The organism is Xenophilus sp. Marseille-Q4582 (genome assembly GCF_916700565.1).
In the GTDB taxonomy this organism is placed as follows: Bacteria; Pseudomonadota; Gammaproteobacteria; order Burkholderiales; family Burkholderiaceae_C; genus Xenophilus.
On record NZ_CAKAKO010000001.1, the window covers coordinates 791,154 to 812,318 of the forward strand.

A 21,165-nucleotide genomic window follows, 5' to 3' on the forward strand; every position below is an offset into this window, starting at 1 on the left:
TGACGTAGCGGTGAAGAGCCCATGACCCAGACGCGCATCCTGACCCTGCGCGTCTCGCGCCTCACGCGCGAGACGCCCGAAATCCTCGGCGTGGAGCTGACCCACCCCTGGGGCCGCGCGCTGCCGGCCTACGAAGCCGGCGCGCACATCGACCTGCACCTGCCGGGGGGCTTTTCGCGCCAGTACTCGCTGGCACAGGCGCCGCACGTGGCGGGCAATCGCTATGTGATCGGCGTCAAGCGCGAGAGCGCGAGCCGCGGCGGCTCGGCCTCCGTGCACGGCCGCCTGCGCGAAGGCGACCTGCTGCCCGTGGGCGAGCCGCGCAACACCTTCGCGCTGGCCGAAGGCGCGGCGCATCACCTGCTGCTGGCAGGCGGCATCGGCATGACGCCGCTGCTGGCCATGGCCCAGACCCTGGCCGCGCGCGGCGAGCGCTTCACGCTGTGCGTGTTCGCGCGCAGTCCCGAGCACCTGGCCTTCGCCGGATCGCTGCGCGACAGCGCGCTGGCGCCGCATGTGCGCCTGCATTTCGACGAGGGCGGCACGCCCGCGCAGAAACTGTCGCTGCCCGAACTGCTGGCCGCGCCCGCCCCGGGCACGCACCTGTACCTGTGCGGTCCGGCCGGCTTCATGCAGGCCGTGCGCGACGCGGCCAAGGGCTGGCCGGAAGACAACATCCATGCCGAGTACTTCGCCGCGCCCGACGGTGGGGTGGCCACCTCCGGCAAGCCTTTCATGCTGAACCTGCTGCAGCGGGGCATCCGCGTGCCGGTGGCGGGCGAGCAGACGGCCGTGGAGGCGTTGCACGACGTGGGCATCGACATTCCTGTGTCCTGCCAGCAGGGCCTGTGCGGCACCTGCGTGGTGCCGGCAGAAGGCGAAACGGCCGAGCACCGCGATTTCTGCCTGAGCGGCAGCGAGCGCCGGCACAAGGTGGCGCTGTGCTGCTCGCGCGCGCGGGGCGAGGAGCTGGCCCTTCACATCTAGCATGCCGGGGCTGCGGCGCCGCGGCCTTCCTTCGCCTTCCTCCTTCTTCTCCCGCCTGTTGTTCTTCCGCCTTCCGACCCACCCCGCATGACCCGCGCGAAGCGCCCACCCGCCGCCGAGGAGGCTGCGCCCTCCAGCCCCGCATTGGCCGCCGAGGCGCAGCCATCGCAGCGCGGCCGCGCGCGCAAGTACGCGCTGGTGATGGAGCAGATCCACGCGGCGGCCATCGAGGTCTTCGCGGCCGAAGGCGCGGCAGGCGCGACCACGCAGGCCATCGCCGACCGCGCCGGCCTGTCGAAGGCGCAGCTGCACTACTACATCGACACCAAGGACGCGCTGTACCGCGAGGTGCTGCAGAACATCCTCGACGACTGGGTCGCGGTCTTCGGCTACGAGGACGAGGCCCAGGGCCCGCGCAAGGTGCTGGGCGACTACATCCGGCGCAAGATGAACTTCTCCTTCGAGGAGCCGCTGCGCTCGCGCATCTTCGCGGCCGAGATGATGCGCGGCGGACCGGTGGCGCTCGCGCTCATGGGCGGCAACAGCGGCCGGCGCACCTGGCAGGCCGATTCGGTGATCCGCCACTGGATCCAGCGCGGGCTCATGGCGCCGGTGGAGCCGCTGCTCTTTCTGTTCCACCTCTGGGCCATCACCCAGTTCTATGCCGACCAGGCGCAGCAGGTGCACCTGTTCATGCCCGGCGAGCTGGACAGCGCCGAGGGCCGCGAGCGGCTGATCCAGGAAGTGACGCTGCAGATCTTCCGCGCCGCGGGCCTGGAGCCGGCCGTGCCGGTCCGCGCGCCGGACTGAACCCCGCTGCGGTCCCGGCCGCCGCCTTCAGCGCTGCGGCAGGTACATCGTGGCCTCGACCTCGACCAGCACCTCGTCGCCGGGCAGGAAGCGCGACACCTCCACCACTGTGCTCACGGGCGGCTCGCCGGGGTAGAACAGGCCGCGCACGCGGTTGTAGGGCGCGTAGTCGCGCAGGTGGCGGAAGTACTGCACCAGCTTGAACACGTCGTCCATCGTGCCGCCATGGGCGGCGGCCAGTTCGCGGATGCGCTCGAGCACGCACCAGCTCTGCGCCACGATGGCCGACTCGAACACGTCGACCGACATCTGGCCCGTGGCATAGCCCAGGCCCTGGAGGGCGCTGCGGGCGTGTTCGGGCAGCTCGTCGTAGTGGCGCACGGCGCTGCGGGTGGCCGGGTTGGTGGCGACCACGCCGCTCATGAAGACGAAATCGCCCACGCGTTTCGCGGCGGCGTAGCGGGCCATGGGGGCGCCGGTGCTCATGGGTGCATCTCCTCCAGCAGGCGCCCGGCACGGATCACCCGGCGCGCGCGGCCACGCGGGCCGATCAGTTCGTATTCGTGGCGGGCCTGCAGCCACAGCAGGTCGGCCGGCGCGCCTTCGTGCAGGCGGCCGTCCCAGTCCAGGCCCAGCGCTTGCGCGGGGCCCATGGTGACGGTGTCGATCCAGTCCAGCGCCGGCGCCAGGTGCGCGGCCTGCACGCCCAGCGCGAAGGTGTCGAGCAGGTCGTAGCCGCCGTAGGGGTAGAAGGCGTCCTGCACGTTGTCGGTGGCCAGGCTCAGGCCCAGGCCCGCGGCGCGCGCCTCGTGAAGGCGCGTGAGGCCGCGCTGCACCGGCGTGCGGTCCCAGGCGCCCTGCAGGTATAGGTTGGTGCTGGGCAGCGCGATCAGGTGCAGGCCGGCACGTGCGCAGAGCGCGAGCGTCTCCAGCGCTTCGTCGTCGGGCTGCACCGAGAGCGAGCAGGCATGGCCGCAGACCACGCGGCCCTGCAGGCCATGCTCCAGCGTCAGTTCGGCGATCTGCCGCAGGCCGCGCGCTTCCACGTCCAGGCCTTCGTCCACGTGGAAGTCCAGCCGCAGCCCGTGCTGCACGGCCAGCGCGAAGACGCGCCGCAGCTTGGGCGCCAGATCGGCATTGCGGTACACGAAGGCGCCCAGCACCCCCTGGGCGCGCTGCACCTCGCGCGCGATGCGCGCGCCCGCGTCCTCGTCGGCGTACACATCCAGCGGCGTGAGCGCGACGAACTGCAGCTCGATGCGGCCCCGCCAGGCGTCGCGCAGCGCTTCCAGCACGGCCAGCGAGGCGGGCGCCTCGGGCCGGCCCCAGTCCAGGTGCGTGCGCAGCGCGCGCGTGCCGAAACGCCAGGCTTCCTGCAGCGCACGCTCCATGCGTGGCTGCAGGGTGGCACCGTTCCAGCTTGCGCGGTGCACTTCCATGCGGCGGATGGCGCTGAACAGGTCGCCCTGTGCGCCGCCCGTCTCTTCGACTGTGTAGTTCTTGTCGATGTGCGCATGCGCCTCGACCGGCGCGCTCAGCAGCAGGCCCCGCGCGGCTTCGGCGCTGGGGCGGATGGATGCGATGCGGCCGTCCTGCAGTCGGAGGTCGAAAACCTGGTCCGCGCCCGCGTCAAAGCCGCGCAGCACGCGCGGAATGTGCAGCGCCTTCAGTTCCATGCGCGGGCCCTCTGGCGCTGGAAGCACACGCTCATTTCCACGCGGGCTCGTTGGCCAGGCGCGCGAGCGGGAAGCGGTCCACCTCCTGCAGCAGCTGCACGAAGCGGCGGCCCACATGGTCGAGCACAGCGGCCCCCTTGTCGGCGCTGGCGCGCGAGGCATCGCCGGCCGCGCCCCAGGGGTTGATGTCGTGCATCTGCCAGCCCAGCTTGCCACTGGGCGTGATCGACAGGAACTGGTTCTCGGCCGCGAGCTGCTGCGTCATCGACGGGAAGTTGCGCAGCTGGTCGCGCTGCACGTCGTCGGGCGTCACGTGCATCATGATCGAGGACTCCAGGTCGCCCGCATGGATGCCGTGGCGGCCCTCCTCCTCGGTGAACAGGCCGCTCGGCAGGCCCAGCGTGTACCAGTTGGCCGCCACCACCATCATCTGCTGCTGCTCGCGCAGGTCGCGCGCCACGATGTCCATGGGCGCCATCTGGCCGCCATGGCTGTTGTAGAGCACCAGCTTGCGCACGCCCGCGCGGGCCACGCAGGCGCCAATCTCCATCCACAGCGCGATCAGCGTGCTGGCCGACACCGTGAGCGTGCCCGGGTAGCGCGAATGCTCGTTGCTCTTGCCGTAGGGCACGGTGGGCAGGAAGAGCACAGGCAGGTCGTCGGGCAGATGCGGCAGGCTGGCCTGCACCATGGCGTCGATGGTGGCCGTGTCGGTGGACATGGGCAGGTGCGGGCCGTGCTGCTCGGTGGCGCCGACGGGCAGCACGGCGATGAGGCGTTCCCGGTCGAGCCGCGAGAACTCCTCGCTCGTCAGGTCGGACCAGTAGCGTGTGCGCAGTTTCATGGGGAACAGGGCCTTGGGGTGGGGACGGTCTAAATTTATCCAAACGGTCAAGAATTGGGATCGGGACCAACCCACATCCGACTGCGCCGCTGGGCGATCGCGTCGGGCGACCCGCCTTCCTCGGACAGTTCCGGGTGCATTCCTACACCTTGCGCGGGCCGGATGCATAGGGTGGTGTTTTCGGGCGAGCGCGCTTGCCCGGGCCGACCCTCTTTTCAAGGAGCTTTCCATGTCCGAGTCCAACATTCTGAGCAGCGGCGACGGATCCCGCCCGACCACCGACGGCACCGTGGGCAACATCGGCGCGGCCGAGAAGTTCTCGACCCAGCGCAACGCCGTGGGCGAGGAGGTGTCCGAACCGGCGAATCCCGAAGCGATGTCGCACAAGCGCCAGGATGCCGAATCGGCGCGGCACGACGACTCCGACTCGTTCAACCTGCACGAGAACCTCGACCCGGCGCCGAGCACCGACCCCACGAACCAGAGCCACCGCGACCGCTGAGCCCGCGCGCCTCAGCGCCTCGGCGGTGCCCGGCCCTCCGCTCAGTGCGGCATGTCGGGCGGGCCCGCGTGTGACGCTGAAGCAGCCGGGCGGCCACCGTCTGGCGGCCCGCCCGCCTGATCGGCCGGCGCCTCGCGCGGCACCTCGTACAGGAAAAAGGGCGGCTGCTCGGGCCGCGTGCGCTGCAGCAGTGGCTTGGCCACGTTGAAGACAGGCACGCCGTTCATCGTGCGCCCCTCGAGGGTGCCCCGATGCGCATGGCCGTGGAACACCGCGTCGATGGGGTAGCGCAGCAGCGGCTCCTCCAGCCGGCTGCTGCCCAGAAAGGGAAAGATCTCCATCGGCTCGCCTTCCACCGTGCCCACCACCGGCGCGTAATGCAGCAGCGCGATGCGCCGGCGCGTGCGCAATTTGGCCAGGGCCGATTCCAGCTTCATCGCCTCGTTGAGCGCCTCCTGCACGAAGTGCTTGATCGCCGGCTCGCCCCAGGCGCCCAGCGAGGCGCGGCCGAAGCCGCCCGCGAAGCCTTTCACGCCCGCGATGCCCACGCCCTCGATCTCGCAGGCCTCGCCGTCGAGCACCTGCACGCCCGACTGCTTCAGCGCCCGAACCACCACTTCGGGCGTGCCCGACTCGAAATCGTGGTTGCCCAGCACCGCCACCGTCGGGATGGCCTCCGTGCCCAGCTCGCCCGACAGCACCTGCGCCTCCTCGGCCGTGCCGTAATCGGTCAGGTCGCCGCACAGCAGCAGCACGTCGGCCTCGTCGGCGATCTGGGCGAAAAAGCTGCGCAAGGTGCCGGCCGAATCCTTGTGGACGTGGATGTCGCCGACCGCGGCGAAGCGCACATGGGTGGAGGACTTGGGGGCGGGCATGGAGCGAAGGCGGGCAGCCGTGGCGATGGACGATGCGGCAAGCCTGCACCGGTGCGCCGGGGCGGCTGATCGGCCCGGCCCCGCCCTGCCTGTAGGTGCCGGCCGACCGCCGGTGCAGCGCTTGACGCCGGGCCGGGCCGTGCGCCGCGCCTTAGCGTGCCGCCATGCCAGCCCTTCCCGTCCCAGCTTCCTGTCCGGCGCCCGCCTCGCTCGACGCGATGGTTGAGCCGTGGATGGCGCCCTTCTACGGCCCGGCCCTGCGCACGCTGCACGAGGCCGGCGTGCCCTTCGTGCTCGGCGGCACCTTCGCGCTGGCCTACCTCACGGGCATTTGCCGCGCCACGGCGGACCTGGACCTGTTCATCCGCCGCACCGATTTCGATCGCATCGCGCAGCTGCTGCACGAACGGCAAGGCTGGCGCTGCATGCTGACGCACCCCCACTGGCTGGCCAAGGTGCATGGCTCGGACCAGGACGGCGACGGCGCGGCCTTCATTGACCTGATTTTCAATTCCGGCAACGGCCTCGCGCCCGTGGACGAGGACTGGTTCCGCGGCAATGGCCAGGCGCAGTTGCTGGGCGTGCCGGTGCGCGTGATGAAGGCCGAGGACGCGCTCATGTCCAAGGCCTTCATCATGGAGCGCGAGCGCTACGACGGCGGCGACGTCGCGCATCTGCTGCAGGCCTGCGCCGAGCGGATGGACTGGGAGCGCGTGCTCGCGCGCTTCGGCCCGCACTGGCGCGTGCTGCTCGCGCACCTGACCCTGTTCGGCTACATCTACCCCGGCGAGCGGCACCATGTGCCGGGCTGGGTGATGGCGCAGCTGCTGGGCCGGCTGCACGAGGAGCAGGGCGCGCCGCCGCGCGCCGACATGGCAGTGTGCGCCGGCACGCTGCTGTCGCGCGAACAGTACCTGCATGACGTTTCCCAGGGTTATGTGGACGCCCGCCTGGCCTCCACCAGCACCATGACGGCGGACGACGTCCAGGCCTGGACGCAGGCCATCGGGGACAGGAAGGCCGCCGAGCCGCCGGTGCCGCCCGCCGGCGCGCCCCCCGCGCCGCAGGTGGCGCGGCTGCTGCTGGCGGACCGCCCGACAGGCCGGGGCGCGTGAAAGAGAAAAGAGAGAAAAGCCGGCGCGGGCATGCCCCGCTTTCGCCGGCCAGGGCGGCGTTCACCACGCTCAGGTGGCCGCCGCGGCCGCCGCGCGGCCAGGCGCCCGCGTCGCCTGGTGCTCCTGCGGCCAGGCCGCCTGTTCGATGAGCCGCCCCAGTTCGCGCACGGCCGGCGCCTGCCGGCCCGCGGTGTCCTCGCCGTAGACCAGCGTGAAGTCCAGGTGGGGCAGCGGCGGCATGCCGTGCTGTTCGCCCAGCACCACCATGCCCGGTCGCAGGTTGTCGCGCGTGAGCGGAGCCACCGCCAGGCCGCTCAGCGCGACTGCGCGCAGGTCGTGCAGGCTGTGCGAACTGAAGGCCGCATGCCAGGCGAGGCCGGCCTGGTGCAGCGCATCGACGGCGATCTGGCGACACACGCAGGGCGGCGGCGAATAGGCCAGCGGCAGCGAGTCCGCGCGCGACCAGGCGAAGCCCTCCGCCGCGGCCCACACCAGGGGCTGGCGCTGCAGCAGCCGGCCCGGCACGGCGCCCGGCGGCGCCACCACCACGGCCAGGTCGAGTTCGCGCTCGCGCACCAGGCTGCCCAGGTCCAGCGTGAGGCCCACGCTGACCTCCAGCCGCACCTTGGGGCAGCGGCGTGCGAACTGGCGCAGCAACTGCGGCAGGCCCTCGCGCATGAAGCTCTCGGGCACGCCGAAGCGCACGGTGCCTTCGATCGGCGAGCAGCGGAAATGCCGCGCCAGCGCCTCCTGCGCCTGCAGGATTCGCTGCGCTAGGCGCAGGAAGTCCTCGCCGTCGGCCGTCAGGCGCAGGCTGCGCGTGGTGCGCAGGAACAGCGGGCGGCCCACGAGTTCCTCCAGCCGCCGGATCTGGTGGCTCACGGCCGACTGCGTGAGGTTCAGCTGCTGCGCCGCGCGCGTGAAGCCCTGGGCCTGGTGCACGGCCATGAAGGCCTGCAGCAGGCCGGTGTCGTAGCTCATGGCCGCGAGATTAATGAACAAGGTTGCTGAATGGAAGTGAAATTCATCATTTGCATCATGGTTCAACGGTCTTGAGAATGGCCGTCCCGCTGCTGCTCCACCTGTCCATGTCCACCCGCCATCCCGCCCTCGCGCTGTCCGCCATCTGCCTCGCCGCCCTCCTGTTCGGCCTGGAGATTTCCAGCGTGCCCATCATCCTGCCGGTGCTGGAGGCGCAGCTGCAGGCCGGCTTCCAGGACCTGCAATGGACCATGAACGCCTACACCATCGCCTGCACCACGGTGCTGATGGCCACCGGCACGCTGGCCGACCGCTACGGGCGCCGGCGCGTGTTCGAGATCAGCGTGCTGGCCTTCGGCGTCGCCTCGCTGCTGTGCGGGCTGGCGCCGCAGATGCCGGCGCTGATCGTGGCGCGCTTCGCGCAAGGCATGGCCGGCGGCGCGATGTTCATCTGCTCCATCGCCATCCTGTCGCACCAGTTTCCCGAGGGCCGGGCACGGGCGCGGGCCTTCGCGGTCTGGGGCGTGGTGGCCGGCATCGGCCTGGGTTTCGGGCCCGTCGTGGGCGGCGCCATCGTGGCGCTGGCCAGCTGGCACTGGGTCTTTCTGGTGCATGCGCCGTTGGCGCTGCTGACCCTGGGGCTGATCCGCATCGGCGTGGCCGAGTCGCGCGATCCGCGGGCGCAGACGCAACGGCTGGACATGGCTGGCATCGCGACGCTGACGCTGGCCGTACTGGGCCTCAGCTGGCTCATCACGCAGGGCGAAAGCCTGGGCTGGGCGAGCCCGGCCGCGCTGGGCCTGCTCGCGCTCACGGCGCTGAGCCTGGCCGTCTTCGTCGCGGTGGAGCGCCGGCACCCGCACCCGATGTTCGATTTCTCGGTGTTCCGCATCCGCGACTTCTCGGGCGCCATCCTGGGCTGCGTGGGCATGAACTGCAGCTACTGGCCCTTCATGGTCTACCTGCCGCTGTATTTCACGGCCGGGCTGGGCTGGGACACCCCGGCCACCGGGCTGGCGCTGCTGGTCTACACCGTGCCCTTCCTCGTGATGCCGCCGATCGCGCAGTGGCTGCTGCTGCGCTGGCAGGCGCGCACCGTGATCCCGGCCGGGCTGTTCACCATCGGCCTGGGCTTCGCGCTCATGAAGGTAGGCAGCAGCTTCGCCGGGCTGGGCGGCTGGACCGTGCTGCCCGGCGCGCTGGTGGCCGGCATCGGCCTGGGCCTGACCACCACGCCGGCGACGAACATGACGACCTCGTCGGTGCCGGCCGAGCGCGCAGGCATGGCCTCGGGCATGGATGTGAGCGCGCGCCTGATCACGCTGGCGCTCCACATCGCCCTGATGGGCGGGGTGCTGGTGGCCGGCATTGCGGCGGCGCTGCAGGAAGCACTGGCCGGAGGCCTTCATGCGCCGCAGCTGCGGGCCCTGGCCGAGCGGCTGGCCAGCGGCGACCTGGCGGGCGCCCAGCCGCTGGCGCACTCGCTGAGCGGTTCGGAAGTGTCGGCGTCCGTGCTGCAAGCCGCCGTCATCGACGGCTTCGGCACCGTGATGCTGTTCGGTGCCGTCGCCGTCTGGCTGACGGCTGCCGCCAGCTGGGCGGTGCTGCGCCGGCCCCGGGGCGCGCGGGCGGCCGAGCCCTGCAAGGCCTGAGCGCCGCCGGCGCGGCGTTGGCCGACGTGCGCCCGGGATGTGCAGGCCGGCGCCGGCCAGGCGCGGGCGCGCACAATGCACAGTTGCGGTTTCCGCGCGCTGCGGCTGCGTCCTCCCCGGGTGGAACGCAGGCAGCGCCGGCCCGCTTTCCCCTTTCACGCCAATCGCAAGGATCCGATTCGATGAACACCGCCGAGCCGAGGATGAGCAACCTCTTTCTGCAACTGGGGCTGGACGCCGGAGATGCGGCCATCGCCGATTTCATCCGCACCCACCAGTTGCCGGCCGAGGTGCACATCGCCGAGGCGCCGTACTGGAACGACGCGCAGCGCCAGTTCCTGGCCGAGCAGATCAAGGCCGACGCGGCCTGGGCCATCGTGGTGGACCAGCTCAACGAATCCCTGCACGAGGACGCGGTGAAGAAGCAGACCGGCCTGTGAGCGGCGGCCTCAACCCGCCCTGAGAAAAGAAAAAGAACCCGGCCGCGCTGGTGCGCGGGCCGGGTTCTTTTCTTCCGGGCGGGCGGTCGGACGCCGCCCGGGCCCCATGGGCAGGGCGGTTGCGCGGTCAGCGCGCGGCCTGCTGGGCGGCCTGGCCCTGCGGCTGCAGGTGGGCCGGGATCTGGCTGCCGGCGAAGGATTCGCGGCGCAGGTTCTGCGTGCTGTCATGGGCGGCGGCGACGGCTTCGGCCTGCACCAGCGCACGGTCGCGCGATTGGGCCAGCGAGCCCATCGGGATGGCCGACGAGGGCACGTTCTGGTTCGCGGCATGCGCGGCCGCGACGGCCTGCTGCTGCACTTCTGCGCGGCTCAGGGCCGACACGGATTCGGTGACGCCCTGGTATTCCTCGGCTTGCGCCACGCCGGCAAAGGCGGCGAAAGAAAGGGCAGCAACGGCAAAAATCTTCGAGGTCTTCATGGTTCTACTCCTGGCTTCTTGGTCGCGGTCTGGACGGGAGCGAGGCCGGCGCCATGCCGGGTGCTTCGCTTCGGGTCGGCGTTCAAACGGATCGCTGGCCCGTGGGATGAATTGTGGGCCGAAGCGCTAGGTAGAAACCCTTGCTTTCGCAGACAGGGTGTTTCGGCGGCGTGAACAATCCGTCGGCGCCGTCCGACAAACCGCAGCGGGCCTCCAGGATTCCGCCCCGGTTCCGGCGGGGCAGGGCAGGGCCCGCCGGCGTGCCGCCCTACCACTGCACCGGCAGCCCGACGTAGTTCTCCGCCAGTGAAGTCGAAGCCGCGTGTGACTTCACGAGGTAGTCCAACTCGGCCTCCTGGATCTTCTGCCCGAAAGTCCCGGTGTCCGGGAACTTGTGCATCAGCGAGGTGAACCACCAGGAGAAGCGCTCGGCCTTCCACACGCGGCGCAGGCAGGTGGCCGAGTAGTGGTCGATGCCCGCGCTGGATTTCTCGCCGTAGTACTCGCGCAGCGCATGCCAGAGGTAGCCGACGTCGGACGCCGCCAGGTTCAGGCCCTTGGCGCCCGTGGGCGGCACGATGTGGGCCGCATCGCCGGCCAGGAACAGGCGGCCGAAGCGCATGGGCTCGGCCACGAAGCTGCGCAGCGGTGCGATGCTCTTTTCCAGCGAGGGGCCGGTCACCAGCCGCTCGGCCGCTTCCGGGTCCAGGCGCAGGCGCAACTCGTTCCAGAAGGCCTCGTCGCTCCAGTCCTCCACCTTTTCGTCGAGTCGGCACTGCACGTAGTAGCGGCTGCGCGTGGCGCTGCGCTGGCTGCACAGCGCGAAGCCGCGTTCGGTGTTCGCGTAGATCAGTTCGTGCGAAACCGGCGGCACATCGGCCAGGATGCCCAGCCAGCCGAAGGGGTAGACCTTCTCGTACTCGGTGATCGCGCCCGCGGGCACGCTCTGGCGGCTGATGCCGTGGTAGCCGTCGCAGCCGGCGATGAAGTCGCACTGGAGCGTGTGGGCCTGGCCGTCCTTCACGTAGGTCACGCGCGGCTGGCTGCCGTCGAAGTCGTGCAGCGCCACGTCCTTGGCTTCGTAGACGGTGACAAGGCCCGCGGCGGCGCGCGCTTCCATCAGGTCGCGCGTCACTTCCGTCTGGCCGTACACCGTCACGCGCTTGCCGCCCGACAGGCCGTGCAGGTCGATGCGGTGGCGCTGGCCCTTGAACAGCAGCTCGATGCCGTCGTGCGGCAGGCCCTCGGCGCGCGCGCGCTGGTCCACGCCGGCGGCGGCCAGCAGGTCCATGGTGATCTGTTCCAGCACGCCCGCGCGGATGCGGCCCAGCACGTAGTCGCCGCTCTGGCGCTCGAGGATGATGTTGTCGATGCCGGCCTGGTGCAGCAGCTGGCCGAGCAGCAGGCCCGAGGGGCCGGCGCCGATGATGGCGACTTGGGTACGCATGGGATGTCTCCGCGAGGGCGCGCCAGGGGCTGGTGCGCGGTGAACGAGTGCGATGGAAAAGCGCGACAAAAGGGGCGGTGAAGCCGTGGCGCTAGCCTACGGGCAGGGCCCCCTGCGCACATCACCCGCTGCGAGACCGTGTGCGATCATCGGCGTGACTGCGCGATGATCGCGCAATAGCTTCAATCGCCGGAGACCTCGCATGACCATCGCCAAGGCGGACCTGATCGAAGGCATGGCCAAGGGCCTGGCCGTGCTGGAGAGCTTCGACACCGAACGCCAGCGCCTGAACGCCACCCTGGCGGCGCAGCGCGCCGGCATCACGCGCGCGGCGGCGCGGCGCCATCTGCTCACGCTCGCGCACCTGGGTTACCTGGAGTCGGATGGCGGCTACTTCTGGCTGGCGCCCAAGGTGCTGCGCTTTTCGGGCAGCTACCTGGCCTCGGCGCGGCTGCCGCGCACGATCCAGCCCACCTTGAACCGGCTGGCGGCGCAGACCGGCGAGTCCTTCTCGGCCGTGGTGCGGGACCAGGACGAGGTGGTGATCGTCGCGCGCAGCGGCACCCTGCGCATGCTGGCCTACGGCCTGCACCTGGGCGCGCGGCTGCCGCTGCACGCCACCTCCACCGGCCGCGTGCTGCTGGCCAGCGAGCCGCGCGCCGCCTTCAGCGCATGGATGAAGGGCCGTGCGCTCGCGCGCCTGACCCTGCACACGATCACCGAGCCCAAGCGCTTCCGCCAGGTGATCGACGAGGTGCGTCGGCTCGATTACTGCGTGGCCATCGAGGAGCACGAGCTGGGCGTGCATGCGCTGGCCGTGCCGTTGCGCAACATGCAGGGCCGCACCGTGGCGGCGCTGAACGTGGTCGCCTCGCCCGCGCGCACCGGCCGCGAAGCGATGGAGCGCGAGCTGCTGCCCGTGATGCTGGAAGCCGCGCGCGAGCTGCGCGGGCTGCTGTAGCTCAGCCCGGTTGCTTTGCGCCGCGCGGGCTCGTCGCACCGGCCGTGCCGGGCGGCGGCGGTGCCGCCACGCCCGCGCCGCGCACCTCCAGCCGGATGCGGTGCAGCACCTGGCCGCGCGCGTCGGCCAGCTCCACCGTGTGGCGGCCCGGCCAGGGCAGCCACTGCGCCTGCGTGCCGCGCGCGAAGGTCTTGCCGTCGATGCGCCATTGCAGGCGCGCCGCTTCGGCGCCCGCGTTCACGCCGTCGGCCTCGAAGCGCACACGCTGGTGGCGCGGCGGAATGTCGGGGTCCAGCGCGAGGATGGTGCCGTCGGCGGGGGCGGCGATGCGCGCCACGGAGCCAGCGGGTGCGCCCGCGTCGTCGCTGCCTGCGGTGGCATTGGCACGCAGCCCGGCCTGCAGGCGCGAGGGCGTGAACAGCGCCTGCTCGGTTCCGCGCAGGAACCATTCCTCGCGCGCGGCTTCCAGCGGCGCTGCGCCGGCGCCGGCCGCGCCCGGCGCGGGGCCGAAGCGCACGGCCTGCCGCTGCACGCCCGCGGGCGGCGCGGGCGCGCGGCTGGGTTCGTGCGCATGCAGGAAGGCCATCAGCTCGGCCCAGACCGGCGCCGCGCCGCTGGTGCCGCTCACGTCCCACATGGGCGCGCCGCTGGCATTGCCCACCCACACGCCCACGGTGTAGCGCTCGCTCCAGCCCACGGCCCAGTTGTCGCGCATGTCCTTGCTGGTGCCGGTCTTCACGGCGGTCCAGAAGCGCGTGGCCAGCACGCTGTCGGTGCCGAAGGTGCGGGCGCGCGCGTTCGGATCCGACAGGATGTCGCCCACGATGAAGGCCGCGCCGGCATCGAGGACGGGCGTGAATGCAGGCGCCGCGGCAGTGGCGCCGGGCGCCGGCAGCAGCAGCCGCGTGTCGCTGAAGCGCCCGCCATTGGCCAGCGTGCGGAAGCTGTTGGTCAGACCCAGCAGCGTGACTTCGGCGCTGCCCAGCGCGAGGCTGAAGCCGTAGTAGTCGCCGCTTTCGCGCAGCGCGATGCCGGCATTGCGCAACTGCCGCGCGAAGGCCTCGGGCGTGACCATCACCAGCGTGCGCACCGCGGGCACGTTGAGCGAGGCGGCCAGCGCCGTGCGCACCGACACCGTGCCCTTGAAGCTGCGGTCGTAGTTCTGCGGGATGTAGAGGCCGCCCGAGGTCGGGATCTGCGCCGAGGAGTCTTCCAGCAGCGAGGCCGCCGTGAGCCGCCGCTCGGCAATCGCCTGCGCGTAGAGCAGCGGCTTGAGCGTGGAGCCGGGCTGGCGCGGCGCGAGCACCGCATCGACCTCGCGCGCACGGCTCAGCGCGCCCGAGGAGCCGACCCAGGCCAGCACCTCGCCGCTGGCGTTGTCCAGCACCACCAGCGCACCGTCTTCCACGTGGCGGTCGCGCAGTTCGCGCAGGTGGCGCTGCAGCGTCTGCACGGCCATGCGTTGCAGCGGCGCGCGCAGCGTGGTGCGGACGGTGTCGCTGGCAGGGTCGGTCCCTTGGGCTTGATGCTGGCGCAGGGCCTGGCGCGCCAGGTGCGGGGCAATGCCTTCGCTGGCGTCGAAGGCCCGGCGCGCCAGCGCGGCCTGCGTGAACAGGTCCAGCGCGGCGCAGTCGGGCCGCTCCCGGGGCTCGACCGTGCGCATCACTTCGCACGCGCGTTCGGCCACGCGCTTCGGGGAGGCATTGGGCGCGCGCACCAGCGCCGCGGCCACGGCGGCTTCGCGGTCGTCCAGCCCGTGCGCGGCCTTGCCGAAAAGGGTGCGCGACAGCGCGTCGATGCCCACCAGCTCGCCCCGGAAGGGCACGCTGTTGAGGTAGGCCTCCAGGATCTGGTCCTTGCGCCAGCGCCGCTCCAGCTGCGTGGCCGTCAGCGCCTGGCCGATCTTCTGGCCGAAGCTGCGGCCGTCGCGACCACGCCGCAGGTCTTCGTCGAGCAGGCCCGCGAGCTGCATGGTGAGGGTGGAGGCGCCGCGCGTGCGCGTGTGCCACAGGTTGCCCCAGGCGGCGGCCGAGACGGCGCGCCAGTCCACGCCGCTGTGTTCGTGGAAGCGCTTGTCCTCGCTGAGCACCAACGCCGTGCGCAGCGCGGGCGACACATCGGCCAGCGCCACCCATTCGCCGCGCCGCACGGTGGCGTCGGTGCGCACGCGCTGCAGCAGCGCGCCCTGGCGGTCGACGATGCGCACATCCGAGGGATGGTGGGCCGTGCGCACGTCGTCGAAGGCCGGCAGCGCCCCGGCCGCGGCGCATGCGGCCAGGCCCAGGGCGGCCACGGACGCACGACGCAGGAAGGGCATGCCGGGGCGGGGCAGGGCGAGGCGGAGCATGCGCGTACTTTAAGCGGGGGCCGCGCGCGGCCGGTCGCAGTGGCCGGCGCTGCATTGCAAATGGCGAAGCCGGCGCGGGCCGGCTTCGCGCTGAGCGCGGACGAACCGGGCGTGGCCTCGTTCGGTCGGACCCGGCCGCCGAACCGATCAGAAGTCCACGGTGGCCGACAGCAGGAAGGTGCGCGGCGCGCCCAGGATCGCCAGGCCGTCGCGCCAGCTGGCGTCCCAGTAGCCGCGGTTGGTGGCGTTCTGCAGCGTGGCGCGCAGCGTGAGCGGGTAGCCCGCGGCCTGCGTGGCGTAGCGCGCGCCCAGGTCAAGGCGCGTCCACGCGGGCGCGCGCTGCGTGTTGGCGCTGTTGAGCCACGCCGCGCTGTTGTAGATCACGGTGCCTGTGAGTGTCAGGCCCTGCACGGCCGGCACATCCCATTCGCCGCCGAGGTTGATCTTCCACTTGGGCGCGGCCGGGGGCGTGTTGCCCTGGTTCACGCCGCGCGCGGTGCGCGTCAGCTCGGCATCGGTGAAGGCTACGCCGCCCAGCACGCGCACGCCCTTGGCCACCTGGCCGAAGGTGCTCCATTCCACGCGGCGGTTGGTCTGCTCGCCCTCGGCATCGACGGAGTAGCGTGTGGGGGTGGTGTAGACGTTGATCGTGCTGGGCCGCTTGATCTGGTAGACCGCCAGGGTGTTCGTCCAGGTGCCCAGGTCCCACTTGGCGCCCAGTTCGATCTGCTTGGTGGGCAGCGGCGGAATGGTCTGGCCGTAGTTGGTGGCGGCGGTGTCGGTGACCTGCGAGCCGCTGGTCAGGCCTTCGATGTAGTTGCCATACACCGACAGCTGCGGCGTGATCTTGAACAGCGCGCCGACGGCGGGCGTGGTCTTGCTCGCGCGGTAGCTGCTGCTGCGGGTGACGAAGTTGCTCTGCAGGCTGGCGAGGTTGCTCGACAGCGGCGTGAAGCCTTCCAGGAACACGCGCTGTTCGCGCAGGCCCAGCGTGAGCTTAGAGCTACTAACAAAACCATGTCATCATCGAGCGCTTGATTGGTGTTTGATGAGGCATGGGTCGAAACAGGAATAGAGAAATCAGCGCCGCGCTGTTCAAGAAGGTTGCCCCGCTGTTGCCGGTAGTCGTTGCCTCGGCCAAAGGCGGTCGCCCACGAGTGAGCGACGAGATGGCCCTGAACGGCATTCTGTTCGTGCTGCGCACCGGCATTCCCTGGGAGGGGTTGCCCCAGGAACTGGGCTTTGGCAGTGGCATGACCTGTTGGCGGCGTCTGCGTGATTGGCAGGCTGCGGGCGTGTGGCATCGCCTGCATCTGTTGTTGCTCGGTGAATTGCGCGGCGCCGGCAAACTGGACTTCAGCCGTGCGAGCATGGACGCGGCCAGTGTGGCCAGCCCCCGGGGGGCCACTACACCGGCCCCAACCCCACGGACAGGGGCAAACTCGCAAGCAAGCGCCACATCATCACGGACCGCCAAGGCATCCCACTGATCTTCTGCGTCACGGGCGCCAACCGGCATGACTCGGTGGTTTTCGAGCAACTGGTCGACGCGTTGCCAGCGGTACGTGGCTGTCGCGGTCGGCCCAGGCGCTGGCCGCACAAACTGCATGCCGACAAGGGCTATGACTATGCTCGCTGCCGCTTTCACCTGCGCAAGCTGGGGATCACCGCGCGTATTGCCCGGCGCGGCATCGAACGCAACGACCGGCTCGGGCGTCATCGCTGGGTGGTCGAGCGCACGCACGCCTGGCTGGCCGCCTTCGGCAAGCTGCGTACTCGTTTCGAGCGCCGCATCGACATTCATGTCGCGTTGCTCTCGCTGGCCTGCTGCGTTATCTGCATTCGCCATCTCCCACCGTTTTGTTAGCCGCTCTTATTGATTCGGCCCTTGTGCACTTGAATTTATCTGCACCGCCCCCAACTCGGATTCATGCAAGCAACTGACATGAGATCGTTGAGCCACGAAGCGCGGCATGAGCGCCGGGTTCAGGTCATCCGGCTACGCAAGGCCGGCAACACCTACGACAAGATCGCCGCGCTCACCGGCCTGAGTCGCACAGGCGTCTTCAACATCTGCAAACGCCATGAGGCGCTCGGTGCCAAGGCGCTGCACGACGCCATTGGCGGGCGCAAGCTCGGCGAAAACCGCTTGCTCGACCCCGCCCAGGAGGCCCTGGTGCGCAAGCTCATCGCCGACAAGACGCCCGATCAGCTCAAGATGCCCTACGCGCTGTGGACCCGCGCCGCTGTGGCCCAACTCATCGAACAGCGCTTTGGGCTGCGACTGCAAGTGCGCACCATGGGCAAGTCCCTGGCGCGCTGGGGCTTCACGCCGCAAAAGCCGATGAAGAAGGCCTACGAGCAGTCACCGGCGGCGGTCAAGAAGTGGCTCGACGAGGACTACCCCGCCATTGCCGCGCGGGCCAAGGCCGAGGGAGCCGAAATTCACTGGGGCGACGAGAGTGGACTGCGCAGCGACGATGTACGCGGCCGTGGTTTTGCGCCCAAGGGCCAGACGCCGGTGGTGCGGGTCAACACCAAGCGCCACAACCTGTCGGTCATCTCCACCGTGACCAACAAAGGGCAGATGCGCTGGCGCATCTTTGACGGGGCGCTCAACACCACAATCCTGATCGACTTCCTGCGCCGGCTGATCAAGGGACAGACCAAGAAGGTGTTCCTGATCCTGGACAACCTGCGGGTGCATCATGCCAAACCGGTCAAGGCCTGGCTGGCCGAGCATGCCGATGCCATCGAGGTGTTCTACCTACCGAGCTATAGCCCGGAGTTGAACCCGGATGAGATGGCCAATGCGGATATCAAGCAGGCGGTCACGAAGCTGGCACCGGCGCGAACGAAGCTGCAACTGGCCAAAGCCACAGCCAAGCACCTTCGCAGCGTGCAACGCCAGCCCGAGCGCATCCGCAAGTACTTCGAGCACGCCACGGTACGCTATGCGGCTTGAGTCAAGTTCATTGAGGCCGGATCAATAAGCCGGTCGTCGAACATCGACAGCGTGTCGGTCAGCGCCACGCTCTGCAGCGAGGTGTGCGAACGCTGCAGCGGCGTGTAGTCGGCCGTGGTCAGCGGGATGCGCGCCGGGTTGTAGATGTTGGAACTGTAGGCCGGCGTCAGGCGCGTGGTGGACTGGCCGGCGTCGATGGTCAACTGCTGGCCGGCCAGGTTCCAGTCGTGCTTGACGGCGCCGGTGCGCAGGCTGCCGCGCAGGCCGGCTTCGGTGGCGCGCGTGTCGTTGTAGCCGGTGCCCGGCGGCAAGGTGGTGGCGTTGGTGCAAATGCCCGGGCGTACGCCGCCGCAGAAGTTGCCCAGTGCGTCGACGTTGCGCGCCGCGGTGGACAGGTAGCCCGTGTAGTAGTGGTGGCGCTGGCCGTAGCCCAGGTAGGCGGTCAGGTTGTCGAGGAGGTCCACCTCGCCGCGGAACATGGCGCCGCTGTCCGAGGCGTCCATGTAGGTGCCGGGGAAGAGGTTGGTGCTGGCCTTCGGCGCCTTGGGCACGGTGGTGCCGCTGAACTGGGCGAAGGCGCCGATGCCGTCGTCGGTGCGGTAGCGCTGGTCGTACAGGTCCAGCGAGAAGCGCGCGCGGTCGCTACGGTAGTCCAGGCCCACGCCGGCCACGCGCCGGCGGGTGCTCATGTCGTCGGTGGCGGTGTCGCCGCTGGTCGAGGCGGCGTTGATGCGCACGCCCCACTGCTGGCGGTCGCCGAAGCGGCGGCCCAGGTCGATGGCGCCGCCCAGCTGGCGGTCCGACGCGTAGCTGGCGGTGAGGCGCGTGATCGGGTCGTTCTCGGCCCGCTTGGGCACCAGGTTGATGCTGCCGCCCACCGCGCCGTTGGGCGACTGGCCGTAGAGCAGGGCGCCCGGGCCGCGCAGCACTTCCACGCGGTCGGCCAGCTCCACCGGCACGCGGCCGTAGGGCGTGACGCCGTACATGCCCGACCAGGTGATGTCATCGCCATAGGCCAGGAAGCCGCGCAGCTGGTAGAACTCCAGCCCGTAGGCCGAGGGGCTGGCCTGGCGCACGGCCGGGTCGGCGATCAGCACGTCGGCGATGCTGCGCGCCTGCTGGTCCTCGAGGGTCTTGGCCGTGTACGCGGTGACGCTGAAGGGCGCGTCCATCACGTCCACATTGCCCAGCACGCCCAGGCGTGCGCCGCGCGCGACCTGACCGCCCGCGTACACGGGCGGGGCGCCGGCGACGGATGTCGCCTCGACAGTGACGGTGGACAGGGTCTGGCCGTCGGCGCCCGCGGTGGCCGCGGCTGCATGCGCCTGGGCCAGCGCATAGCGGCCATCGGCCAGCCGGCGGGCCTGCCAGCCGCTGCCGGCCAGCAGGCGGCCCAGGGCCTCATCGGCGTTCAGCGTGCCCTGCACGGTGGGTGCCTGCAGCGATTGCAGGGCCGCGGCCGGGAAGGTGAGCGCCTGGCCGGTCTGCTGCGTCCAGGCCGTGAGGGCGCTGGACAGCGGCTGCGCGGGAATGTCAATGGCGCGCGCCGCGTCGGCTGGTGCGCCCTGTTGGGCGTGCAGGGCACCGCACAGCGACAGCGCGGCGAGCAGGGTGGCGGTGGGGCGCCGCAGCGAGGCGGCGCCGCGCAGGCGGCGGCCCGCGGGACGGGAAGAATTCATGGACCAGCTCCGAAGGCCAGGGTGGTGGACGGGCGGTGCTGGTGATTTGGCTTGCGGCTACGTGGGGCCTCTGCCCAGCTGGCTGGAGCAAAAGGCCGGACGCAGCACCGTGATGAGAATTATTCCATATTCCCTTTCGACCCATAAGGTCTGGAAAAGGGCGACAAGGCTTCCTTGATTTCTCTCAAGTTGCCGCGTGACGGCGGACGGCGCGCAGGCGGGCCGACGTCCTGCACCGCACGGTTGCGGGCGCGCGTCAGCATGGCGGCCTTCTCGTTTCAAGGAGCGCCGATGCACAAGAGATCCCTGGCTCCCCTGGTGGCGGCGGGTGCCGCCGCTTTCCTGCTGGCGGGCTGTGTGGTGACGCCACCGCCGCCGCATCCCCATCCGCCGCCGGGCTATGGCGCCGGACCCGGACCGGGCAGTGCCTACGGCGACCGCGACCGGGACGGCGTGCCCAACCGCTACGACCGGGACCGTGACAACGACGGCGTGCCGAACCGCTACGACCGCCGGCCGAATGATCCCTATCGCCGCTGAACGATTGGCGGGGCGCAGCACGGGCTGAACGCGCTGCGCCGTCCCGCCTGCGTTTTTTGCCTCAGCGCACCGGCCGGGCCTGCGGCAGCAGCCAATCGGCCACCTGCGCCAGATTGTCGAAGCGCCGATGCGCGCGCGACAGATCCTGGTGTGCCGACAGGGCGTGCGGCACGGCCAGCGCGCGCAGGCCGGCCTCGGCGGCGGCACGCAGGCCGGTTTCCGTGTCCTCCACCGCCACGCAGGCCTCGGGCGGCAATCCCAGTCGGGCCAGCGCGAGCTGGTAGCCCTCGGGCGCCGGCTTGCTCCGCTGCACGTCGTCGCCTGAGACGACGGTGTCGAACCAGCCTTCGAGGCCGTGGCCTTGCAAGGTGCGCTGCGCGCCCGCGCCTTCTGCGCCGGTGACGATGGCCAGGCGCACGCCGGCCTCGCGCAGGCGGCGCAACACCTCGCGCGTGTGGCGCATCAGCGGGAAGGGCTGTTGTGCCAGCCAGCGCACGGTCGCCTCATGCTTCGCTTCTGACAGCTCGGCGGCCGTCACGGCCATGCCGTAGCGCTGCACCAGCGCGTGTGCGTTGGCCGGCGTCGGCATGCCGGCGTGGTGAACGCGGTAGGTGTCGGTGTCCAGGTGCACGCCCAGCGGTTCCAGCACCTCCTGCCACAGCAGCAGATGCACGGGTTCGGAATCGACCAGGGTGCCGTCGTGGTCGAACAGCACGGCTTGCAGGACGGAGGAAGAAGCAGACATGGCGCGGACCGAATCGCAGAGAAAGGGTGAGGGCAGAGGCTGCTGCAGCCCATCCACAGCAGCATGAGACGCCGATGAAGCGGCTGCCCGCGGCTGCCCGGGTGCGGGCAGCCGCGAGGCC

Annotated in this window: 21 protein-coding genes; 10 read left to right on the forward strand and 11 right to left on the reverse strand. The window is 70.7% G+C overall.

Annotated features, from left to right (window positions below):
• Positions 1-21: 21 nt before the first annotated feature.
• Positions 22-987, forward strand: a complete 966-nt coding sequence (locus tag LG388_RS03695; protein WP_225781476.1) for a PDR/VanB family oxidoreductase — start codon at positions 22-24, stop codon at positions 985-987.
• Positions 988-1,074: 87 nt separating this feature from the next.
• Positions 1,075-1,797, forward strand: coding sequence for a TetR family transcriptional regulator C-terminal domain-containing protein (locus LG388_RS03700; protein WP_225781477.1), 723 nt, complete (start codon positions 1,075-1,077; stop codon positions 1,795-1,797).
• Between the two features lie 27 nt (positions 1,798-1,824).
• On the opposite strand, the gene LG388_RS03705 is transcribed toward LG388_RS03700, so the two are convergent.
• Genes LG388_RS03705 through LG388_RS03715 form a run of 3 tightly spaced genes read right to left on the reverse strand, consistent with a single transcriptional unit; the run spans position 1,825 to position 4,326 of the window.
• Positions 1,825-2,283: a RidA family protein gene (locus tag LG388_RS03705; RefSeq protein WP_225781478.1), complete on the reverse strand. Its 459-nt coding sequence runs from the start codon at positions 2,281-2,283 to the stop codon at positions 1,825-1,827.
• On the reverse strand, positions 2,280-3,473 hold the full coding sequence (locus LG388_RS03710) for an amidohydrolase family protein (protein ID WP_225781479.1): 1,194 nt from the start codon (positions 3,471-3,473) through the stop codon (positions 2,280-2,282). The genes LG388_RS03705 and LG388_RS03710 overlap by 4 nt, the downstream gene beginning before the upstream one ends.
• A gap of 31 nt (positions 3,474-3,504) precedes the next feature.
• Positions 3,505-4,326, reverse strand: a complete 822-nt coding sequence (locus tag LG388_RS03715; RefSeq protein ID WP_225781813.1) for a creatininase family protein — start codon at positions 4,324-4,326, stop codon at positions 3,505-3,507.
• Between the two features lie 220 nt (positions 4,327-4,546).
• Here LG388_RS03715 and LG388_RS03720 point away from each other — a divergent pair, with 220 nt between their 5' ends.
• Positions 4,547-4,819, forward strand: coding sequence for a hypothetical protein (locus LG388_RS03720; protein WP_225781480.1), 273 nt, complete (start codon positions 4,547-4,549; stop codon positions 4,817-4,819).
• A 41-nt stretch (positions 4,820-4,860) separates the two neighbouring features.
• Here the strand turns inward: LG388_RS03720 and LG388_RS03725 are convergent, their stop codons facing one another.
• Positions 4,861-5,694, reverse strand: a complete 834-nt coding sequence (locus LG388_RS03725) for a metallophosphoesterase (RefSeq protein ID WP_225781481.1) — start codon at positions 5,692-5,694, stop codon at positions 4,861-4,863.
• A 164-nt stretch (positions 5,695-5,858) separates the two neighbouring features.
• On the opposite strand from LG388_RS03725, the gene LG388_RS03730 reads away from it, so the two are divergent.
• Positions 5,859-6,809 (forward strand): nucleotidyltransferase, encoded by a 951-nt coding sequence (locus LG388_RS03730; RefSeq protein ID WP_225781482.1) that lies wholly within the window; start codon positions 5,859-5,861, stop codon positions 6,807-6,809.
• Between the two features lie 69 nt (positions 6,810-6,878).
• Here LG388_RS03730 and LG388_RS03735 read toward each other — a convergent pair whose 3' ends face one another.
• Entirely contained in the window at positions 6,879-7,790 is a 912-nt protein-coding gene (locus tag LG388_RS03735; protein ID WP_225781483.1) for a LysR family transcriptional regulator, read from the reverse strand.
• Between the two features lie 101 nt (positions 7,791-7,891).
• Between LG388_RS03735 and LG388_RS03740 the strand changes: the two genes are divergently transcribed.
• Together LG388_RS03740 and LG388_RS03745 are read left to right on the forward strand one after the other, a co-directional pair.
• Positions 7,892-9,442 (forward strand): MFS transporter, encoded by a 1,551-nt coding sequence (locus LG388_RS03740; protein ID WP_225781814.1) that lies wholly within the window; start codon positions 7,892-7,894, stop codon positions 9,440-9,442.
• Between the two features lie 182 nt (positions 9,443-9,624).
• Positions 9,625-9,882, forward strand: a complete 258-nt coding sequence (locus LG388_RS03745; RefSeq protein ID WP_225781484.1) for a DUF2789 domain-containing protein — start codon at positions 9,625-9,627, stop codon at positions 9,880-9,882.
• Positions 9,883-10,009: 127 nt separating this feature from the next.
• Here the strand turns inward: LG388_RS03745 and LG388_RS03750 are convergent, their stop codons facing one another.
• Positions 10,010-10,360 carry an alpha/beta hydrolase gene (locus tag LG388_RS03750; RefSeq protein WP_225781485.1) on the reverse strand — a complete coding sequence of 117 codons (351 nt, stop codon included), beginning with the start codon at positions 10,358-10,360 and terminating at the stop codon, positions 10,010-10,012.
• A gap of 268 nt (positions 10,361-10,628) precedes the next feature.
• Positions 10,629-11,807, reverse strand: coding sequence for a 4-hydroxybenzoate 3-monooxygenase (gene pobA / locus LG388_RS03755; RefSeq protein ID WP_225781486.1), 1,179 nt, complete (start codon positions 11,805-11,807; stop codon positions 10,629-10,631).
• Between the two features lie 202 nt (positions 11,808-12,009).
• On the opposite strand from pobA, the gene LG388_RS03760 reads away from it, so the two are divergent.
• Positions 12,010-12,768, forward strand: coding sequence for an IclR family transcriptional regulator C-terminal domain-containing protein (locus tag LG388_RS03760; protein WP_225781487.1), 759 nt, complete (start codon positions 12,010-12,012; stop codon positions 12,766-12,768).
• A 1-nt stretch (position 12,769) separates the two neighbouring features.
• On the opposite strand, the gene pbpC is transcribed toward LG388_RS03760, so the two are convergent.
• Both pbpC and LG388_RS03770 read right to left on the reverse strand, forming a co-directional pair.
• Positions 12,770-15,115 (reverse strand): penicillin-binding protein 1C, encoded by a 2,346-nt coding sequence (pbpC, locus tag LG388_RS03765; protein ID WP_370630093.1) that lies wholly within the window; start codon positions 15,113-15,115, stop codon positions 12,770-12,772.
• A 147-nt stretch (positions 15,116-15,262) separates the two neighbouring features.
• Positions 15,263-16,105 (reverse strand): TonB-dependent receptor domain-containing protein, encoded by an 843-nt coding sequence (locus LG388_RS03770; RefSeq protein ID WP_225781816.1) that lies wholly within the window; start codon positions 16,103-16,105, stop codon positions 15,263-15,265.
• A gap of 65 nt (positions 16,106-16,170) precedes the next feature.
• Here LG388_RS03770 and LG388_RS03775 point away from each other — a divergent pair.
• Both LG388_RS03775 and LG388_RS03780 read left to right on the forward strand, forming a co-directional pair.
• Positions 16,171-16,982 (forward strand): IS5 family transposase gene (locus LG388_RS03775; RefSeq protein WP_225781488.1). Its coding sequence is split into 2 segments (ribosomal slippage): positions 16,171-16,507 and positions 16,507-16,982, totalling 813 coding nucleotides; the frame shifts between segments, so codons are not numbered across the junction.
• 63 nt (positions 16,983-17,045) lie between these two features.
• Positions 17,046-18,080 (forward strand): IS630 family transposase, encoded by a 1,035-nt coding sequence (locus LG388_RS03780; RefSeq protein WP_225781489.1) that lies wholly within the window; start codon positions 17,046-17,048, stop codon positions 18,078-18,080.
• Here LG388_RS03780 and LG388_RS03785 read toward each other — a convergent pair.
• Positions 18,068-19,759 (reverse strand): TonB-dependent receptor, encoded by a 1,692-nt coding sequence (locus LG388_RS03785; protein WP_225781490.1) that lies wholly within the window; start codon positions 19,757-19,759, stop codon positions 18,068-18,070. The two genes, LG388_RS03780 and LG388_RS03785, sit on opposite strands and share 13 nt — an antisense overlap.
• A 291-nt stretch (positions 19,760-20,050) precedes the next feature.
• On the opposite strand from LG388_RS03785, the gene LG388_RS03790 reads away from it, so the two are divergent.
• A complete protein-coding gene (locus LG388_RS03790) occupies positions 20,051-20,299 on the forward strand; it encodes a hypothetical protein (RefSeq protein ID WP_225781491.1) in 249 nt (82 codons plus the stop codon).
• 61 nt (positions 20,300-20,360) lie between these two features.
• On the opposite strand, the gene LG388_RS03795 is transcribed toward LG388_RS03790, so the two are convergent.
• A complete protein-coding gene (locus LG388_RS03795) occupies positions 20,361-21,044 on the reverse strand; it encodes an HAD family phosphatase (protein ID WP_225781492.1) in 684 nt (227 codons plus the stop codon).
• Positions 21,045-21,165 lie beyond the last annotated feature (121 nt).

Excerpts from the sequence above, each read along its gene's own strand:
- LG388_RS03695 (WP_225781476.1), top strand. The coding sequence starts at position 22 with ATGACCCAGACGCGCATCCTGACCCTGCGCGTCTCGCGCCTCACGCGC.
- LG388_RS03700 (WP_225781477.1), top strand. The coding sequence starts at position 1,075 with ATGACCCGCGCGAAGCGCCCACCCGCCGCCGAGGAGGCTGCGCCCTCC.
- LG388_RS03705 (WP_225781478.1), bottom strand. The coding sequence starts at position 2,283 with ATGAGCACCGGCGCCCCCATGGCCCGCTACGCCGCCGCGAAACGCGTG.
- LG388_RS03710 (WP_225781479.1), bottom strand. The coding sequence starts at position 3,473 with ATGGAACTGAAGGCGCTGCACATTCCGCGCGTGCTGCGCGGCTTTGAC.
- LG388_RS03720 (WP_225781480.1), top strand. The coding sequence starts at position 4,547 with ATGTCCGAGTCCAACATTCTGAGCAGCGGCGACGGATCCCGCCCGACC.
- LG388_RS03725 (WP_225781481.1), bottom strand. The coding sequence starts at position 5,694 with ATGCCCGCCCCCAAGTCCTCCACCCATGTGCGCTTCGCCGCGGTCGGC.
- LG388_RS03730 (WP_225781482.1), top strand. The coding sequence starts at position 5,859 with ATGCCAGCCCTTCCCGTCCCAGCTTCCTGTCCGGCGCCCGCCTCGCTC.
- LG388_RS03735 (WP_225781483.1), bottom strand. The coding sequence starts at position 7,790 with ATGAGCTACGACACCGGCCTGCTGCAGGCCTTCATGGCCGTGCACCAG.
- LG388_RS03745 (WP_225781484.1), top strand. The coding sequence starts at position 9,625 with ATGAACACCGCCGAGCCGAGGATGAGCAACCTCTTTCTGCAACTGGGG.
- LG388_RS03750 (WP_225781485.1), bottom strand. The coding sequence starts at position 10,360 with ATGAAGACCTCGAAGATTTTTGCCGTTGCTGCCCTTTCTTTCGCCGCC.
- pobA (WP_225781486.1), bottom strand. The coding sequence starts at position 11,807 with ATGCGTACCCAAGTCGCCATCATCGGCGCCGGCCCCTCGGGCCTGCTG.
- LG388_RS03760 (WP_225781487.1), top strand. The coding sequence starts at position 12,010 with ATGACCATCGCCAAGGCGGACCTGATCGAAGGCATGGCCAAGGGCCTG.
- pbpC (WP_370630093.1), bottom strand. The coding sequence starts at position 15,115 with ATGCTCCGCCTCGCCCTGCCCCGCCCCGGCATGCCCTTCCTGCGTCGT.
- LG388_RS03780 (WP_225781489.1), top strand. The coding sequence starts at position 17,046 with ATGCAAGCAACTGACATGAGATCGTTGAGCCACGAAGCGCGGCATGAG.
- LG388_RS03785 (WP_225781490.1), bottom strand. The coding sequence starts at position 19,759 with ATGAATTCTTCCCGTCCCGCGGGCCGCCGCCTGCGCGGCGCCGCCTCG.
- LG388_RS03790 (WP_225781491.1), top strand. The coding sequence starts at position 20,051 with ATGCACAAGAGATCCCTGGCTCCCCTGGTGGCGGCGGGTGCCGCCGCT.
- LG388_RS03795 (WP_225781492.1), bottom strand. The coding sequence starts at position 21,044 with ATGTCTGCTTCTTCCTCCGTCCTGCAAGCCGTGCTGTTCGACCACGAC.